Annotated in this window: 18 protein-coding genes; 13 read left to right on the top strand and 5 right to left on the bottom strand. The window is 68.2% G+C overall.

Going from position 1 to position 16504, the window contains the following annotated elements; genetic code table 11:
* Positions 1 to 59: 59 nt before the first annotated feature.
* Entirely contained in the window at positions 60 to 839 is a 780-nt protein-coding gene (locus H165_RS0114585; RefSeq protein ID WP_026146650.1) for an exodeoxyribonuclease III, read from the top strand.
* Between the two features lie 96 nt (positions 840 to 935).
* On the opposite strand, the gene H165_RS0114580 is transcribed toward H165_RS0114585, so the two are convergent.
* The gene (locus H165_RS0114580) at positions 936 to 1304 is read right to left on the bottom strand and encodes a DUF4870 domain-containing protein (RefSeq protein ID WP_017939681.1); all 369 of its coding nucleotides are present in this window, start codon (positions 1302 to 1304) and stop codon (positions 936 to 938) included.
* Positions 1305 to 1337: 33 nt separating this feature from the next.
* Positions 1338 to 2066, bottom strand: coding sequence for a ribonuclease PH (gene rph / locus H165_RS0114575; protein WP_017939680.1), 729 nt, complete (start codon positions 2064 to 2066; stop codon positions 1338 to 1340).
* 153 nt (positions 2067 to 2219) lie between these two features.
* On the opposite strand from rph, the gene H165_RS0114570 reads away from it, so the two are divergent.
* The 5 genes from H165_RS0114570 to H165_RS0114550 all read left to right on the top strand — a co-directional run bounded on the left by H165_RS0114570 (position 2220) and on the right by H165_RS0114550 (position 6822).
* On the top strand, positions 2220 to 3083 hold the full coding sequence (locus tag H165_RS0114570; protein WP_017939679.1) for a YicC/YloC family endoribonuclease: 864 nt from the start codon (positions 2220 to 2222) through the stop codon (positions 3081 to 3083).
* Between the two features lie 44 nt (positions 3084 to 3127).
* A complete protein-coding gene (gene gmk / locus H165_RS0114565; protein ID WP_017939678.1) occupies positions 3128 to 3748 on the top strand; it encodes a guanylate kinase in 621 nt (206 codons plus the stop codon).
* A gap of 143 nt (positions 3749 to 3891) precedes the next feature.
* Positions 3892 to 4155 carry a DNA-directed RNA polymerase subunit omega gene (gene rpoZ, locus H165_RS0114560; RefSeq protein WP_017939677.1) on the top strand — a complete coding sequence of 88 codons (264 nt, stop codon included), beginning with the start codon at positions 3892 to 3894 and terminating at the stop codon, positions 4153 to 4155.
* A 60-nt stretch (positions 4156 to 4215) separates the two neighbouring features.
* The gene (gene spoT / locus H165_RS0114555) at positions 4216 to 6321 is read left to right on the top strand and encodes a bifunctional GTP diphosphokinase/guanosine-3',5'-bis pyrophosphate 3'-pyrophosphohydrolase (protein WP_017939676.1); all 2106 of its coding nucleotides are present in this window, start codon (positions 4216 to 4218) and stop codon (positions 6319 to 6321) included.
* A gap of 120 nt (positions 6322 to 6441) precedes the next feature.
* Positions 6442 to 6822 carry a RidA family protein gene (locus H165_RS0114550; protein WP_017939675.1) on the top strand — a complete coding sequence of 127 codons (381 nt, stop codon included), beginning with the start codon at positions 6442 to 6444 and terminating at the stop codon, positions 6820 to 6822.
* A 52-nt stretch (positions 6823 to 6874) separates the two neighbouring features.
* Here the strand turns inward: H165_RS0114550 and H165_RS0114545 are convergent, their stop codons facing one another.
* From H165_RS0114545 to H165_RS0114535, 3 genes are all read right to left on the bottom strand, one after another.
* Positions 6875 to 7489: a LysE family translocator gene (locus H165_RS0114545; protein ID WP_017939674.1), complete on the bottom strand. Its 615-nt coding sequence runs from the start codon at positions 7487 to 7489 to the stop codon at positions 6875 to 6877.
* Between the two features lie 67 nt (positions 7490 to 7556).
* Entirely contained in the window at positions 7557 to 8351 is a 795-nt protein-coding gene (locus tag H165_RS0114540) for a helix-turn-helix transcriptional regulator (protein WP_017939673.1), read from the bottom strand.
* Positions 8348 to 9214: an NAD-dependent epimerase/dehydratase family protein gene (locus tag H165_RS0114535; RefSeq protein WP_017939672.1), complete on the bottom strand. Its 867-nt coding sequence runs from the start codon at positions 9212 to 9214 to the stop codon at positions 8348 to 8350. The genes H165_RS0114540 and H165_RS0114535 overlap by 4 nt, the downstream gene beginning before the upstream one ends.
* Before the next feature lie 145 nt (positions 9215 to 9359).
* Between H165_RS0114535 and exbB the strand changes: the two genes are divergently transcribed.
* From exbB to H165_RS0114500, 7 genes are all read left to right on the top strand, one after another.
* Entirely contained in the window at positions 9360 to 10331 is a 972-nt protein-coding gene (gene exbB / locus H165_RS0114530) for a tonB-system energizer ExbB (RefSeq protein ID WP_017939671.1), read from the top strand.
* 4 nt (positions 10332 to 10335) lie between these two features.
* On the top strand, positions 10336 to 10755 hold the full coding sequence (gene exbD, locus H165_RS0114525) for a TonB system transport protein ExbD (RefSeq protein ID WP_017939670.1): 420 nt from the start codon (positions 10336 to 10338) through the stop codon (positions 10753 to 10755).
* Positions 10752 to 11489, top strand: coding sequence for an energy transducer TonB (locus H165_RS0114520; protein WP_026146649.1), 738 nt, complete (start codon positions 10752 to 10754; stop codon positions 11487 to 11489). The genes exbD and H165_RS0114520 overlap by 4 nt, the downstream gene beginning before the upstream one ends.
* Positions 11490 to 11664: 175 nt before the next feature.
* On the top strand, positions 11665 to 12588 hold the full coding sequence (locus H165_RS0114515) for a hydrogen peroxide-inducible genes activator (RefSeq protein ID WP_017939668.1): 924 nt from the start codon (positions 11665 to 11667) through the stop codon (positions 12586 to 12588).
* A gap of 5 nt (positions 12589 to 12593) precedes the next feature.
* Complete coding sequence (recG, locus tag H165_RS0114510; protein ID WP_017939667.1) at positions 12594 to 14669, top strand: ATP-dependent DNA helicase RecG; 2076 nt, start codon at positions 12594 to 12596, stop codon at positions 14667 to 14669.
* A 67-nt stretch (positions 14670 to 14736) separates the two neighbouring features.
* The gene (locus H165_RS0114505) at positions 14737 to 16143 is read left to right on the top strand and encodes an aminoacyl-tRNA deacylase and HDOD domain-containing protein (protein WP_017939666.1); all 1407 of its coding nucleotides are present in this window, start codon (positions 14737 to 14739) and stop codon (positions 16141 to 16143) included.
* 87 nt (positions 16144 to 16230) lie between these two features.
* A partial coding sequence (locus H165_RS0114500; protein ID WP_017939665.1) for an IS5 family transposase occupies positions 16231 to 16504 on the top strand: 274 nt, incomplete at its 3' end.

Below are 16504 nucleotides of genomic sequence, written 5' to 3'. Positions count from 1 at the left end.
ATTTAGCTAATTGGGATGAGCTCGGGTATCATACACGGACGTGTTTTTGGGGGCCATTTATGCGGATTATCAGTGTGAACGTGAACGGTATTCACGCAGCAGTCGAGCGGGGTCTCCTCAGCTGGCTGCAAGCGCAGAATGCCGATGTCATCTGTCTGCAGGATACCCGCGCTTCTGCCTATGAATTGGACGATCAGGCCTTCCAGCTGGATGGCTATTTCCTCTATGCGTGCGAAGCCGAAGTGCCCGAACAAGGTGGCGTGGCACTTTACTCGCGGCTGCAACCCAAGGCGGTGATCAGCGGACTCGGTTTCGAGACCGCCGATCGCTACGGGCGCTACCTGCAGGCCGATTTCGACAAGGTGAGCATCGCCAGCGTGCTGCTGCCCTCCGGGCAGGGCGGCGACGAGCACCTGAACCACAAGTTCAAGTTCATGGACGACTTCACCCACTACCTGGACAAGCAGCGCCGCAAGCGCCGCGAATACATCTATTGCGGCTCGCTGTTCGTCGCCCATCAGAAGATGGACGTGAAGAACTGGCGAGACTGCCAGCAGTCGCCGGGCTTCCTCGCTCCCGAGCGCGCCTGGCTGGACGAGGTAATCGGCAACATGGGCTACGTCGACGCCCTGCGCGAGGTCAGCCGCGAGGGCGAACAGTTCAGCTGGTGGCCGGATACCGAGCAGGCGCAGATGCTCAACCTGGGCTGGCGCTTCGACTACCAGCTGCTCACCCCCGGACTGCGCCGCTTCGTGCGCAACGCCCGCCTGCCGCGTCAGCCACGCTTCTCCCAGCACGCGCCGCTGATCGTCGACTACGACTGGACCCTGACGGTCTGACGGACCACCGGGGCGGCACCAGGCCCACGGCCGCCCGGATTCCGGACAAACGAAAAGCCGGCAGCGAGCCGGCTTTCGTCGTTCGGGCGAGGCGGCCTACTTCACCAGCCCCCAGCAGAAGGGATAGCGGTAGTCCTGGCCCTCGTTGGCCTTGATGCCGGCGATGATGGTCAGCACCAGGGCGATCAGCGGCACCGCCCAGAGCAGCAGGAAACCGATCACCACCAGCAACAGCAGGAAGCTCGCCAGGATCGCCAGGGTCACGGTGATCTGGAAGTTCAGCGCCTCCTTGCCCTGGGCATCGACGAAGGGGGCGAGATCCTTCTTGAGCTGCCAGACGATCAGCGGCCCGATCAGGTTGCCGAAGGGGAAGACCAGGCCGAAGAAGGCCGCGAAGTGGCAGAACATCGCCCACTGACGGGCTTCCTGACTGACCGGCACGGCCGGTAGCGGTTCGTCGCTCATTTGGGTGCTCCTTGCTGAGAAGAGGAAACGGGCTTAGGCGTCGGCGGCCAGGGCGGCGCGCTGCAGCTCGATCAGCTCGGCCATGCCCTTGCGGGCCAGGTCGAGCATGGCCTGCAGGGCCTCGGGCTGGAAGGGTGCGCCTTCTGCGGTGCCCTGGATCTCGATGAAGCCGCCGGAGTCGGTCATCACCACGTTGAGATCGGTCTCCGCGGCGGAGTCCTCCAGGTAGTCGAGGTCGAGCACCGGCTCGCCCTGGTAGACGCCCACCGACACCGCGGCGATCAGCTGCTTGAGCGGGTCGCCGGCCTTCAGGGCGCCGCGCTTCTTCAGCACGCGCAGGGCATCGACCAGCGCCACCATGCCGCCGGTGATGGAGGCGGTACGGGTGCCGCCGTCGGCCTGGATCACGTCGCAGTCGACGTACAGGGTGATCTCGCCGAGCTTGCTCATGTCCAGGGCGGCGCGCAGGGAACGGCCGATCAGCCGCTGGATCTCCAGGGTCCGCCCACCCTGCTTGCCCTTGCTCGCCTCACGCTGGTTACGCTCGCCGGTGGCGCGCGGCAGCATGCCGTACTCGGCGGTCAGCCAGCCCTGGCCCTGGCCCTTGAGGAAGCGCGGCACGCCGCTCTCGACGCTGACCGTGCAGATCACCTTGGTGTCGCCGAACTCCACCAGCACCGAGCCCTCGGCATGCTTGGTGTAGTTGCGGGTGATGCGGATCGGACGCAGTTGATCGGGCGCGCGGCCACTGGGACGAATCATGTCGAACTACCTATGGGAACGTGAGTCTGCCGGCCATTATAGGGGCTGTTGGCCTCCGCCCGCGAACGGCGGTGCGCCGCGACCGCCCAACGGGCCGGCGCACTGCGCTACAATCCCGACCTTTTAATCCCCAGTCACTCGCGAGGACTCCCCATGGTGCACAGCATGACCGCTTTCGCCCGCGTCGAACGGGCGGGTACCCACGGCACCCTGAGCTGGGAACTCCGCTCGGTCAACCACCGCTACCTGGAGCCGCACCTGCGCCTGCCCGACGCCTTCCGCGACCTCGAGGGCGCGGTGCGCGAGGCGCTGCGCCAGGGCCTGTCGCGCGGCAAGGTGGAGTGCACCCTGCGCTTCGCCGAGGACAGCGCCGGCCAGCCCCTGCAGATCGACCGCGAGCGCGCCGCCCAGGTGGTCGCCGCGGCCGAGAGCATCGCCGCGCTGATCCAGCAGCCGGCGCCGCTCAATCCGCTGGAGGTGCTGGCCTGGCCGGGCGTGCTGGTGGCCGATGCCGCCGATCCGCAGGCGCTCAACAAGGCCGCCATGGAGGTCTTCGAGGCCGCCCTCGAGGAGCTGAAGAAGGGCCGCGCGCGGGAAGGTGCCGAGCTGGCCCGGCTGCTCAACGAGCGCCTGGACGGCATCCTCGCGGAGGTCGGCGCGCTGCGCGCACTGGTGCCGCAGATGCTCGCCGCGCAGCGCCAGAAGATCCTCGACCGCTTCGCCGAACTCAAGGCCGAGCTGGACCCGCAGCGCCTCGAGCAGGAGCTGGTGCTGCTCGCCCAGAAGAGCGACGTGGCCGAGGAGCTGGACCGCCTGACCACCCACGTCGCCGAGGTGCGCCGGGTGCTCAAGGCCGGCGGCGCGGCCGGGCGGCGCCTGGACTTCCTGATGCAGGAGCTCAACCGCGAGGCCAACACCCTCGGCTCCAAGGCCTTCGACCCGCGCAGCACCCAGGCGGCGGTCAACCTCAAGGTGCTGATCGAGCAGATGCGCGAACAGGTGCAGAACATCGAGTGACGCCCTCGGGCATCATCCCGGCAACCCCTTTCGGAATTCCCAGCATGGCCACCACCCAAGGCATCCTGTACATCATTTCCGCCCCCTCCGGCGCGGGCAAGACCAGCCTGGTCAAGGCCCTGGTCGACGCCGTGCCGCAGATCCGCGTGTCCGTCTCGCACACCACCCGGGCCATGCGCCCCGGCGAGGTAGACGGGGTCAACTACCACTTCGTCAGCCGCGAACAGTTCACCGCCATGCTCGAGCGCGGCGAGTTCCTCGAACACGCCCAGGTGTTCGACAACCTCTACGGCACCTCGCAGCGCTGGGTCGAGCAGACCCTCGCCGAGGGCTACGACCTGATCCTCGAGATCGACTGGCAGGGCGCCCAGCAGGTCCGCAAACTGATGCCCCAGGCCAGATCCATCTTCATCCTGCCGCCGACCCAAGAAGCCCTGCGCCACCGCCTGACCAACCGCGGCCAGGACAGCGCCGAGGTGATCGAGCGGCGCATGCGCGAGGCGGTCAGCGAGATGAGCCACTACGTCGAGTACGACTACCTGGTGATCAACGACGACTTCGCCCATGCCCTCGAGGACCTCAAGGCGATCTTCCGCGCCAACCAGCTCAGCCAGGAACACCAGCAACGCCGCCACGCCGGCCTGCTCAGCGAGCTGCTGACCTGAGGCTCCGGAACCGCGGGAAAGCGCAGCGAGCGGCCATTCCCCGCGGTTTTCTCTTCCCTTGAGGCTGTCTATTTTTTAAACTAATCAATCCGCCGGACCACCCGGGTCCGGCTCCGCCTACTTTTTGTCGCTAGAGGAACACCATGGCCCGCGTTACCGTTGAAGACTGCCTGGACAACGTCGATAACCGCTTCGAGCTGGTCATGCTCGCCACCAAGCGCGCCCGTCAGCTGGCCACCGGCGGCAAGGAACCCAAGGTAGCCTGGGAAAACGACAAGCCGACCGTGGTCGCCCTGCGCGAGATCGCCGCCGGCCTGGTCGACTCCACCGTGATCGCCGAGGAAGAGCTGGTCGAGGAAGAGCCGATCTTCGTCAACTTCGAGGAAGAGGCCAACGAGGGCCTGTAAGCCTATGCCTGGCCGAAGCGTCGCGACGGCATGGCCGGATGCCCGGCAGGGGGTGAACCCTTGTCTGGCATAGAGGCCCTCGCCGAACGCCTTTCGACCTACCTCGGACCGGAACAGATCAATCTGGTCCGCCGCGCCTACTTCTACGCCGAACAGGCCCACGACGGCCAGCGCCGCCGCAGCGGCGAAGCCTACGTCACCCACCCGCTGGCCGTCGCCAACATCCTCGCCGACATGCATATGGACCATCAGAGCCTGATGGCCGCCATGCTGCATGACGTGATCGAGGACACCGGGATCGCCAAGGAAGCACTCGTCGCGCAGTTCGGCGAGACCGTCGCCGAGCTGGTGGACGGGGTCAGCAAGCTGACCCAGATGGACTTCCAGAGCAAGGCCGAGGCGCAGGCCGAGAACTTCCAGAAGATGGCCCTGGCCATGGCCCGCGATATCCGGGTGATCCTCGTCAAGCTGGCCGACCGCCTGCACAACATGCGCACCCTCGATGCCATGCCGCACGAGAAGAGCCGGCGCATCGCCAAGGAAACCCTGGAGATCTACGCGCCCATCGCCAACCGCCTGGGCATGCACAGCATGCGCGTGGAGTTCGAGGACCTGGGCTTCAAGGCCATGCATCCGATGCGTTCCGAGCGGATCCGCGCCGCGGTGCGCCAGGCGCGCGGCAATCGCAAGGAGATCGTCGCCAAGATCGAGGAATCCCTGATCAACTGCCTGCAGCGCGAGGGAATGAGCGGCGAGGTGGTCGGTCGCGAGAAGCACCTGTACAGCATCTACAAAAAGATGCGCAGCAAGCGCAAGGCGTTCAACGAGATCATGGACGTCTACGCCTTCCGCATCATCGTCGACAAGGTGGACACCTGCTACCGGGTGCTGGGCGCCGTGCACAACCTCTACAAGCCGCTGCCGGGACGCTTCAAGGACTACATCGCAATTCCCAAGGCCAACGGCTACCAGTCGCTGCACACCACCCTGTTCGGCATGCACGGCGTGCCCATCGAAATCCAGATCCGCACCCGCGAGATGGAGGAGATGGCCAACAACGGCATCGCCGCGCACTGGCTGTACAAGTCCGAGGACGACTCGCCGAAAGGCAGCCACGCGCGTGCCCGGCAGTGGGTCAAGGGGGTGCTGGAGCTGCAACAGCGCGCCGGCAACTCGCTGGAATTCATCGAGAGCGTGAAGATCGACCTGTTCCCCGACGAGGTCTACGTGTTCACGCCCAAGGGCCGCATCATGGAGCTGCCGAAGGGCTCCACCGCGGTGGACTTCGCCTACGCGGTGCATACCGACATCGGCAACGCCTGCATCGCCTGTCGCATCAACCGTCGTCTAGCGCCGCTGTCCCAGGCCCTGGAAAGCGGCTCGACGGTGGAGATCGTCACCGCACCCGGGGCGCGGCCGAACCCGGCCTGGCTGAACTTCGTGGTCACCGGCAAGGCGCGTACCCACATCCGCCACGCCCTCAAGCAGCAGCGCCGCTCGGAATCCATCAGTCTCGGCGAGCGCCTGCTCAACAAGGCCCTGTCCGCCTTCGATAGCCACCTCGACAAGGTCCCCGCCGAGCGCCTCCAGCAGGTGCTCGCCGAGTACCGGCTGGAGGTGGTCGAAGACCTGCTGGAAGACATCGGCCTTGGCAACCGTATGGCCTACGTGGTGGCCCGCCGCCTACTGGCCGACGATCACGAGCAGTTGCCGGCCAGCCAGGGCCCGCTGGCGATCCGCGGCACCGAGGGTCTGGTGCTCAGCTACGCCAAGTGCTGCACGCCGATCCCCGGCGACCCCATCGTCGGCCACCTGTCCGCCGGCAAGGGCATGGTGGTGCACCTGGACAACTGCAGGAACATCGCCGAGATCCGCCACAACCCGGAGAAATGCATCCAGCTATCCTGGGCCAAGGACGTGGCCGGCGAGTTCAACGTCGAGCTGCGCGTCGAGCTGGAGCACCAGCGCGGCCTGATCGCCCTGCTGGCCAGCAGCGTCAACGCCGCCGACGGCAACATCGAGAAGATCAGCATGGACGAGCGCGACGGGCGCATCAGCGTGGTCCAGCTGGTGGTCAGCGTGCACGACCGCGTGCACCTGGCCCGAGTGATCAAGAAGCTGCGCACCCTGAAGGGCGTGGTGCGCATCACCCGCGTGCGGGCCTGAGCCCCGCGCCTGTCACCCGCCAGGGTGTTGCCGCTCCGCCTTCCCGCCTGTAGCCTGACGCCCGTCCTTACCGCTGCCCGAAGGCCAGAGCCCCGGGCTGTCCCTTTCCAAGGAGTTCCCATGAGCAAGAGCGTCATCCACAGCGACAAGGCCCCCGCCGCCATCGGCACCTACTCCCAGGCCATCAAGGTCGGCAACACCGTGTACCTGTCCGGACAGATCCCCCTCGATCCGAAGACCATGGAACTGGTGGACGGCTTCGAAGCCCAGACCGTCCAGGTGTTCGAGAACCTCAAGGCGGTGATCGAGGCTGCCGGCGGCAGCTTCAAGGACCTGGTCAAGCTGAACATCTTCCTCACCGACCTCGGCAACTTCGCCAAGGTCAACGAAATCATGGGCCGCTACTTCGAGCAGCCCTATCCGGCCCGCGCCGCCATCGGCGTCGCCGCCCTGCCGCGCGGCGCCCAGGTGGAGATGGACGGCATCCTGGTGCTGTCCTGAGAGCCTTCCGGCGGGGCGCTCGCCCCGCCATCCCCCTGCTTCCGCGCCGCCCTCAGGCACCCAGCAGCAGCCACGCTCCCAGCAGCAACAGGAACGCACCGCACAGCCGGTCCAGCCAGGCGACCCGCCGCGCCAGCCAGCGTCGCCAGCCTTCCCGTCCCAGCAGGCGCACCAGCAGCAGATCCCAGAAGAGCACCACCAGCCCCATCCAGAGCATGCTCAGGGCCAGCCCCCAAGCCGGCATGGCCGCCTGGCGCAGTACCCCGAACAGCCCGGCGTAGAAGATCGGCAGCTTGGGATTCAGGCTGCTGGCCAACAGTCCCTGGAGCAGCCCCGCTCGCCAGTCACCGCGTGCCGCGGCTTCGTCCTCCGGCATGCGCAGCTCACGGCGGACGGCCAGGGCCTGCAGGCCGAGCCAGAGGAAATAGCCGCCGCCCAGCCACTGCAGGCCGCGCCACAGTCCGCCGCCCTGTTCTGGCAGCAGATGCAGGGCGCCCAGCACCAGCGCCATGCTCAGCAGGTTGGCCAGGGCAATGCCGCAGGCGCATCCATCGGCATGCCGACGGCCCTGCAGCAGGGTGGCGCGGATCAGCAGGAAGAAGTCCGGCCCCGGCGACAGCAGGGCGGCGAAGTGAGTACTGGCGACCAGAGCGAACCAGGCGAGCATCACGACCCTCCGATGAACACGGAAGGCCAGTCTCGGGCGTGGCAAGGCGCGTAGTCTTGGAAAAAACTCAGGCGCCGCCGCGACGGTAATGCCCCGGCGTCACCCCGGTGAAGCGCCGGAAGGTCGAGGAGAAGTGTGCCTGGTCGTAGAAGCCCAGCTCCACCGCCAGGTCGGCCAGCCGCGCGCCGGCCAGCAGACGGCGCTTGGCCTCGGCGATACGCCGCTGTAGCAGGTAGGTATGCGGCGGCACCCCGTAGGCCCGCCGGAAGGCCTCGATCAGGTGGCGCGGATGGCGCTGCAGCTGGGCCGCCAGCGCCTCCAGGCTGAGCGCCTCGCGGTAGTGCGCCTCCAGGTAGTCGCGCAACCGTTCGGTGACACCGCCGTCGCGCGGAGCGGGCCCGGCCTCGCGCAACCCGCCGTGGCGGCTGAACACCAGCTCCAGCAGGCCGAGCAGCTCGGACTCCACGGCCAGGGCATCGCCGCGCTCGAACTCCGCGGCCAGGCGGCCGAGGGCCGTCGCTACCGCACCGTCGTCGCGCGGGTTGAGCTCGGCGAAGCCGCGCGGCAGGCGCTTGCGTCCGAGCAGCCGGGGCAGCCGGGACTCCTCGACGTAGAGCATCCGATAGACCAGCCGCGGCGACTCGGCATACCCGGTGTGCGGTTCCTCCGGGTTCATCAGTGACAGGGTACCGGCCGGCAGCGCATGGCGGGCGCCGCGGCACTGGTAGCCGCCGACGCCGTGGAGGATGGCGCCGATGGCGAAGGCATCGTGGCTGTGACGGCCGAACGGCTGGCCGGAGAAGTCGGCGTGGAACAGCTCCACGCCGGGCAGCCAGGAACGCACCAGCAGGCGGTTGTTCATGACCGCTCCCCGGCGTCGAGCAGCGCCGCGTAACCCTCGCGGTAACTCGGGTAGCGCGGCATCCAGCCCAGAGCCCGGGCGCGGGCATTGCGGCAGCGCTTGCTGCCGGTGCGGCGTATCTCCTCCTGGGCGCTCCAGTGGCGGACGCCGAGCAGGGCACGCAGCCAGTCGACCACCTCGTGCAGCGGCGCGGGCTCGTCGTCGACGCCCAGGTAGCAGTCGGCCAGGCGTTCGCCGCGAGCGGCGGCCTCCAGCAGGCAGGCAAGCAGCCCCGCGGCGTCCTCAGCATGGATGCGGTTGGCGTACAGCGGCGGCTCGCGGCGCACCCGCCAGCCCTCGCGGATCTGGCGCAGCAGCCATTCGCGGTCCGGGCCGTAGATCCCGGCCAGGCGCACCACGCTGGCCGGATGGCCACTGCCTAGGGCCAGACGCTCGGCTTCGCGCATGATCCGCGCGGAGAAGCCCGCGGCCTCGGCCGGCGAGTCCTCGTCGACCCATTCGCCGGTGTCCTGCCCGTAGACGCCGCTGCTGGAGACGAACAGCAGGCGCCGCGGCCGCTGGCCGCGGGCGGCCAGCCAGTCGAGCAGGTTGTGCAGCCCGTCGACGTAGGTCGCGCGGTAGCCGGCCTCGTCATGGCGGCTGGCGGCGGCGCTGTAGACCAGATAGTCCAGCGGCCCCTCCGGCCAGGCCCGCGGGCACTCGGCGGCGGTCAGGTCGGCGGCCACCGGTCGCACTCCGGCAGGCAGGGCATCGGCGTTGCGGCGCAGGCCATGCACGCGCCAGCCGGCATCACGCATGCGACTGGCGAGACGGCAGCCGACGTCGCCGCAGCCAGCGATCAGCAGGGAAGGCGAGGAGGTCATCGAAGGCTCCAGAGCGCAGGAAGCGCGTTAAAAAGTCACGCCCTTACTTTTGTTAACAAGAATTACTTGCAATAATAGCGACCCTTTCTCACTACCGGCCCGTGCCGGCAGTCCAGCGACTTCTTTTTCACAGGGTCCGGCCAGCATGAACACTCAGAACGCCTCCGCTCAACCCCTTCGCCACTCCCGCGCCTCACGCGGCCTGGCCGCACTGCTCTGCGGCCTGCTGCTGATGCCGCCGCTGGCTAGCGCCGAGGAGCCCAGCGCCGTCGCCCAGCCGGCCGCCGCCAGCGCCCCGGCCGACCCCGCCGCCTCCGCCCAGCCAACCAGCGAGGCCCCGGCCGCCCAAGCGAGCGGTAGCGAAGGCGCCGCCGATCCCGCCGCGCCGGCGGCCGGCGAGCCGTCGATCATGACCCATGACCTGTCGCCCTGGGGCATGTACCAGAATGCCGACGTGGTGGTGAAGGCGGTGATGATCGGCCTGGTGATCGCCTCGATCATCACCTGGACCATCTGGATCGCCAAAGGCCTCGAACTGTTCACCGCACGTCGCCGCCTGGTGGCCGAACTGGCCGGCCTGAAGCAGTCGCGCACCCTCAAGGAGGCCGACGAAGGCACCGCGCGGCCCGGTTGCCTGAGTCACCAGTTGGTCCAGGAAGCCCTGGAGGAGGTCAAGCTTTCCGCCAACGCCCGCGAGAAGGAAGGCATCAAGGAGCGCGTCAGCTTCCGCCTGGAGCGCCTGGTGGCGGCCAGCGGTCGGCACATGAGCAAGGGCACCGGTCCGCTCGCCACCATCGGTTCCACCGCACCCTTCGTCGGGTTGTTCGGCACCGTGTGGGGCATCATGAACAGCTTCATCGGCATCGCCAAATCCCAGACCACCAACCTCGCCGTGGTCGCCCCCGGCATCGCCGAGGCTCTGCTGGCCACTGCCCTGGGGCTGGTCGCGGCGATCCCCGCCGTGGTGATCTATAACGTCTTCTCCCGCTCCATCTCGGCCTACAAGGCCCAGGTGGCCGACTGCTCGGCACAGGTCCTGCTGCTGCTCAGCCGCGACCTGGACCACCTGCCTGCCAGCGAGCGCAACCTGCAGGCCAATGTGGTGAAACTGGGGTAATTCGATGGCACTGCATCTGAACGAAGGTGGCGATGATCTCGTCGAAGCCCACGAGATCAACGTCACCCCCTTTATCGACGTCATGCTGGTGCTGCTGATCATCTTCATGGTCGCCGCACCGCTGGCCACCGTGGACATCAAGGTCGACCTGCCGGCGTCCACCGCCAAGCCGGCGCCACGCCCGGACAAGCCGATCTACCTGAGCATCAAGGAAGACCACAGCCTGTACCTGGGCAACGACCCGGTCAGCAAGGAAGAGCTCGGCGCGGCGCTGGACAGACTGACCCAGGCCGACAAGGACAAGACCATCTTCGTCCGCGGCGACAAGGACGTGAACTACGACAGGCTGATGGAAGTCATGGACGCCCTGCGCGGCGCCGGCTACCTGAAGATCGGGCTGGTAGGACTCGAGACCGTGCAATGACGACACCTACCCGCTCGCTGTCCCGCTACGGGTTGAGTCTGCTGGTGGTGCTCGGCCTGCACGGAGCCCTGGCCTTCTGGGCGCTGTTCTGGCACCCCCAGGCCAAGCCCGTGGACATGCCCCCGCCAGCCGTGATGATCGAACTGGCGCCACTACCGCCGGCCGCGCCCAAGCCGGCGCCGCCCCCCGAGGTGGTGGAACCGGAACCCGAGCCTGAGCCGCCCAAGCTGGTCGAGGTGCCCAAGCCGAAGATCGCCATCCACCAGCCGAAGCCGAAACCCAAGCCGAAGCCGAAACCGCCGAAGCCGGTCGAAAAGCCGCAACCCAAGCCGGTCGAGGAGCCGCCGCAGGAAGCCGCGCCGCCAGCACCGCCCGCGGAGAACCAGAGCAAGCCGGCCGCCCAGCAGCTGGCCTCAGTGCAGCGCCCGTCGAAGGCCGAGATCAGTTGGCAGAGCCGCCTGCTCAGCCACTTGAGCCGCTACAAGCGCTACCCGGAAGACGCCCGCCGGCGCGGTTTCGAGGGCACCACCAAGGTGCGCTTCAGCATCGACCGTAACGGCCGGGTGCTGTCCGTGGAAGTGGTCGGCAGCTCCGGCAGCGCCTCGCTGGACCGCGCCACCCTGGCAATGATCCGCCGCGCCCAGCCGGTACCCAAGCCGCCGGTCGAGCTGCTCAAGGGCAACAGCCTGGAAGTGGTGGCACCCTTCGTCTACTCGCTGGACCGCCGCCACTGAGGTATCCGCCGCCGCAGCGCGGCGGATACCCTCCTTCCCTGGCGGTCCCCTGCCCGCCCCGCCTCCTGAGGGTCGCGCCCGCGGCGCGACCGGTCACGGCCAAAAAATCGCCACCTATTTTTGTGTCCCTCAGCAACTGAGGCTATGATAGGCAGCAATCTCATGGAATTTGCCTATGACCCTGACCGAACTGCGCTACATTGTGACCCTCGCCCAGGAACAGCACTTCGGCCGCGCGGCCGAGCGCTGCCATGTCAGCCAGCCCACCCTGTCGGTAGGGGTGAAGAAGCTGGAGGACGAACTCGGCGTGCTGATCTTCGAACGCAGCAAGAGCGCCGTGCGCCTGACCCCGGTGGGCGAGGCCATCATCGCCCAGGCCCAGAAGGTCCTCGAGCAGGCCCAAGGCATCCGCGAGCTGGCCCAGGCCGGCAAGAACCAACTGGCCGCGCCGCTCAAGGTGGGCGCCATCTACACCGTCGGCCCCTACCTGTTCCCGCACCTGATCCCGCAGTTGCACAAGGTGGCGCCGCAGATGCCGCTGTACATCGAGGAAAACTTCACCCACGTGCTGCGCGACAAGCTGCGCAACGGCGAGCTGGACGCGATCATCATCGCCCTGCCTTTCCAGGAAGCCGACGTGCTGACCATGGCGCTCTACGACGAGCCCTTCCAGGTCCTGCTGCCGGCTGGCCACCCCTGGAGTCGCCAGGAGACTATCGACAGCTCCCAGCTCAACGACAAGAGCCTGCTGCTGCTCGGCGAGGGCCACTGCTTCCGCGACCAGGTGCTGGAGGCCTGTCCGACCCTGCGTCGCCACGGAGAGGAAGGCACCCAGTTCACCACGGTGGAATCCAGCTCCCTGGAAACCATCCGCCACATGGTCGCCTCCGGCATGGGCATCTCGATCCTGCCGCTCTCCGCGGTTGAGAGCCACCACTACGCGCCGGGCGTCTTCGAGGTCCGCCCGCTGACCCCGCCGGCGCCCTACCGCACCGTGGCCATCGCCTGGCGCGCCAGTTTCCCGAGGCCCAAGGCCATCGACGTGCTGGCCGACTCGATCCGTCTGTGCTCGGTGGCACGCAACCCCCAAGCCGCCTGAAGGCCATGACGGAACTGGCGACCTTGCCGGTCACCGCGCTCAAGGGCGTGGGCGCCGCGCTGGCGGAAAAGCTCGCCAGGGTCGGCCTGGAAACCCTGCAGGACGTGCTCTTCCACCTGCCGCTGCGCTATCAGGATCGCACCCGCATCACCCCCATCGGCGCCCTGCGCCCCGGCCAGGACGCGGTGGTCGAGGGCGTGGTGGCCGGCGCCGACGTGGTCATGGGCCGCCGGCGCAGCCTGCTGGTGCGCCTGCAGGACGGCAGCGGCACCCTGTCCCTGCGCTTCTATCACTTCAGCCAGGCGCAGAAGGACGGCCTCAAGCGCGGTACCCGGCTACGCTGCTACGGCGAGGTACGCCCCGGCGCCTCGGGGCTGGAGATCTATCACCCGGAATACCGCGCCACCTCCGGCCACGAGCCGATCGCCGTAGAACAGACCCTGACGCCCATCTATCCGACCACCGAGGGGCTCACCCAGCAGCGTTTGCGCCAGCTTAGCGCCCAGGCCCTGGCCCGGCTCGGGCCACACAGTCTGCCGGACTGGCTGCCCGCCGAGCTGGCCCGGGAGTACCGCCTGGGCCCCCTCGACGAGGCGCTGCGCTACCTGCACCGGCCGCCGCCGGATGCCAACCTGCAGGAGCTCGCCGAGGGCCGCCACTGGGCGCAGCGGCGCCTGGCCTTCGAGGAGCTGCTCACCCACCAACTGTCCCTACAGCGCCTGCGCGAGACCCTGCGTGCCCAGCAGGCACCCTGCCTGCCGCCGGCCAGACGCCTGCCGCAGCAGTTCCTCGCCAACCTCGGCTTCACCCCCACCGGCGCCCAGCAGCGGGTCGGCGCCGAGATCGCCTACGACCTGGCGCAGCCCGAACCCATGCTGCGCCTGGTGCAGGGCGACGTCGGCGCCGGCAAGACGGTGGTCGCCGCCCTGGCCGCCTTGCAGGCCCTAGAGGCCGGCTACCAGGTGGCGCTGATGGCGCCCACCGAGATCCTCGCCGAGCAGCACTACCTGAACTTCAGCAAGTGGCTGACTCCGCTGGGCATCGAAGTCGCCTGGCTGGCCGGCAAGCTCAAGGGCAAGGCGCGCGCCGCGGCCCTGGCGCAGATCGCCGGCGGCGTGCCCATGGTGGTCGGCACCCATGCGCTGTTCCAGGACGAGGTGCAGTTCCGCAATCTGGCTCTGGTGATCATCGACGAGCAGCACCGTTTCGGCGTCCAGCAGCGCCTGGCCCTGCGCCAGAAGGGCGTCGCCGGGCGGCTCTGCCCGCACCAGTTGATCATGACCGCCACGCCCATCCCGCGCACCCTGGCGATGAGCGCCTACGCCGACCTGGACACCTCGATCCTCGACGAGCTGCCGCCCGGGCGTACCCCGGTGAACACCCTGGTGATCGCCGACAGCCGCCGCCCGGAGGTGATCGAGCGGGTCCGCGCCGCCTGCCGGGAGGGTCGCCAGGCCTACTGGGTGTGCACCCTGATCGAGGAGTCCGAGGAGCTCACCTGCCAGGCCGCGGAGACCACCTACGAGGAGCTGTCCCAGGCCCTGGCTGGCCTGCGCGTCGGGCTCATCCACGGGCGCATGAAGGCCGCCGAGAAGGCCGCGGTGATGGAACAGTTCAAGACCGGGCAGCTGCAGCTGCTGGTGGCCACCACGGTGATCGAGGTGGGGGTCGACGTGCCCAACGCCAGCCTGATGATCATCGAGAACCCGGAACGCCTCGGCCTGGCCCAGCTGCACCAGCTACGCGGGCGGGTCGGCCGCGGCAGCGCGGCCAGTCACTGCGTGCTGCTCTATCACCCACCGCTCTCCCAGCTCGGCCGCGAGCGCCTGGCGATCATGCGCGAGACCTGCGACGGCTTCGTGATCGCCGAGAAGGACTTGGAGCTGCGCGGCCCAGGCGAGATGCTCGGCACCCGGCAAACCGGCCTGCTGCAGTTCAAGGTGGCCGACCTGATGCGCGACGCCGAGCTGCTGCCGGCGGTACGCGACGCCGCGCAGACCCTGCTGGCGCGCTGGCCGCAGCACGTCAGCCCGCTGCTCGAGCGCTGGCTGCGCCACGGCCAGCAGTACGGCCAGGTCTGACCATCCAACGATCTTCGCCCGCGCGGCATTATACTCGGCAGCATCGTCGCCCCAGCCGGACTCCTTCATGACCGAACTTGCCCGCTCCACCCCCATCCCGCCACAGCCACCCTCAGTGATCCTGCAACAGCTCGACAGGCTCGGTGTCCCCTATCGGATCACCCGCGAATCGTCCGGCCTAGACGGCTCGCGGCGGATCCAGGCGGTGCTTCTGGAAGACACCGTTGGGCCGCTGCTGGTGCTCTTTCCGCGCAACCAGTTGCTCGACCTCAAGCGTCTCACCGAACTGACCGGCCGCCAGCTCACCGCGCTCCGCGCCGAACGCCAAGAGCGCCTGCTCGGCAAGCACGGCCTGGAGCGCCTACCGGCCCTGCCGCCGCTGACCAGCGCCCCCTGCCTGTACGACGAACGCTTGCTGGCGGAGGACTCCCTGCTAATCGAGTCGGGCACCCCCGGCATCCTCCTGGAGATTCCCCGCGACGCCTACAAGGGTCTGCTCGCCAAGGCCAGCGCGGCGCACTTCGGCGAGCCACTGAACGGCATCCGTCCGAACCTCGACCGACCGCACGACGATCGTGCGGAAATCTCCCAGGCGGTGCAGGCCTTCACCGCCCGGCGCATCCAGCAACGTCTGGAAGAAACCATCGAGATCCCGCCGCTGCCGGAAACCGCGCAGCGCATCGTCAAGCTGCGCGTCGATCCCAACGCCACGCTGGACGACATCACCGGCGTGGTGGAGACCGACCCGGCACTGGCCGCCCAGGTGGTCAGTTGGGCGGCCTCGCCCTACTACGCGGCACCCGGCAAGATCCGCTCGGTGGAGGACGCCATCGTCCGTGTGCTGGGCTTCGACCTGGTGATCAACCTGGCCCTCGGCCTGGCCCTCGGCAAGACCCTCAGCCTGCCCAAGGACCAGCCGCAGCAGGCCACCCCCTACTGGCAGCAGGCCATCTATACCGCCGCGGTGATCGAGGGCCTGACCCGCGCCGTGCCCCGCGCGGTGCGCCCGGAAGCCGGCCTGACCTACCTGGCCGGGCTGCTGCACAACTTCGGCTACCTGGTCCTCGCCCACGTCTTCCCACCGCACTTCTCGCTGATCTGCCGGCACCTGGAGGCCAACCCGCACCTGCCGCACAGCTACGTCGAGCAGCATCTGCTGGGCATCACCCGCGAGCAGATCGGCGCCTGGCTGATGCGCCACTGGGCGATGCCCGAGGAACTGGCCGACGCCCTGCGCTTCCAGAACGACCCGGACTACCGGGGCGACAACGCCGCCTACGCCAACCTGGTGTGCCTGGCGGTGCGCCTGCTGGCCAACCGCGGCATCGGCGAGATGTCGCCGGCGGAAATCCCGCCGAGCCTCTACGAGGGCCTGGGACTGAGCCGCGAGAAGGCCGAGGAGGCGGTGGACAAGGTGCTCGCCGCCGAGGCCGCGCTGCGCGAGCTGGCCCGCCAGTACCAGCAGGGCCACTGACCCCCGGCGAGAACGCGGCCCGGGACTAGGTTCTGTACGAAAAGTCCGAACGGGTAGAATCGGCGCCATGACCGGCTGGAGGCCCGCATGGCAAAGCGTTACGAACTCCCGGATGCAGCTTGGGAGCTGATCGCGGATCTGGTTTCCCCCGAGCAGAAAATGGGGCGACCCCGCAGTGATGACCGGCTGATGCTCAACGGCCTCCTCTGGATCCTGTGCTCAGGCGCAGCTTGGCGTGACCTGCCAGAGCGGTTTGGCCCATGGTCGACGGTGTATCAACGGTTTCGTGACTGGCGGGATGACGGTACGTTCGACCAAGTTCTTGAGCGTTTGCAGATTCGATTGAATCAGGAAGGACTGA

The sequence above is a fragment of the Pseudomonas thermotolerans DSM 14292 genome, assembly GCF_000364625.1.
GTDB lineage: Bacteria > Pseudomonadota > Gammaproteobacteria > Pseudomonadales > Pseudomonadaceae > Aquipseudomonas > Aquipseudomonas thermotolerans.
Note: the sequence above shows the minus strand (reverse complement) of the source record. Positions and strands in the feature narration are given on the sequence as shown.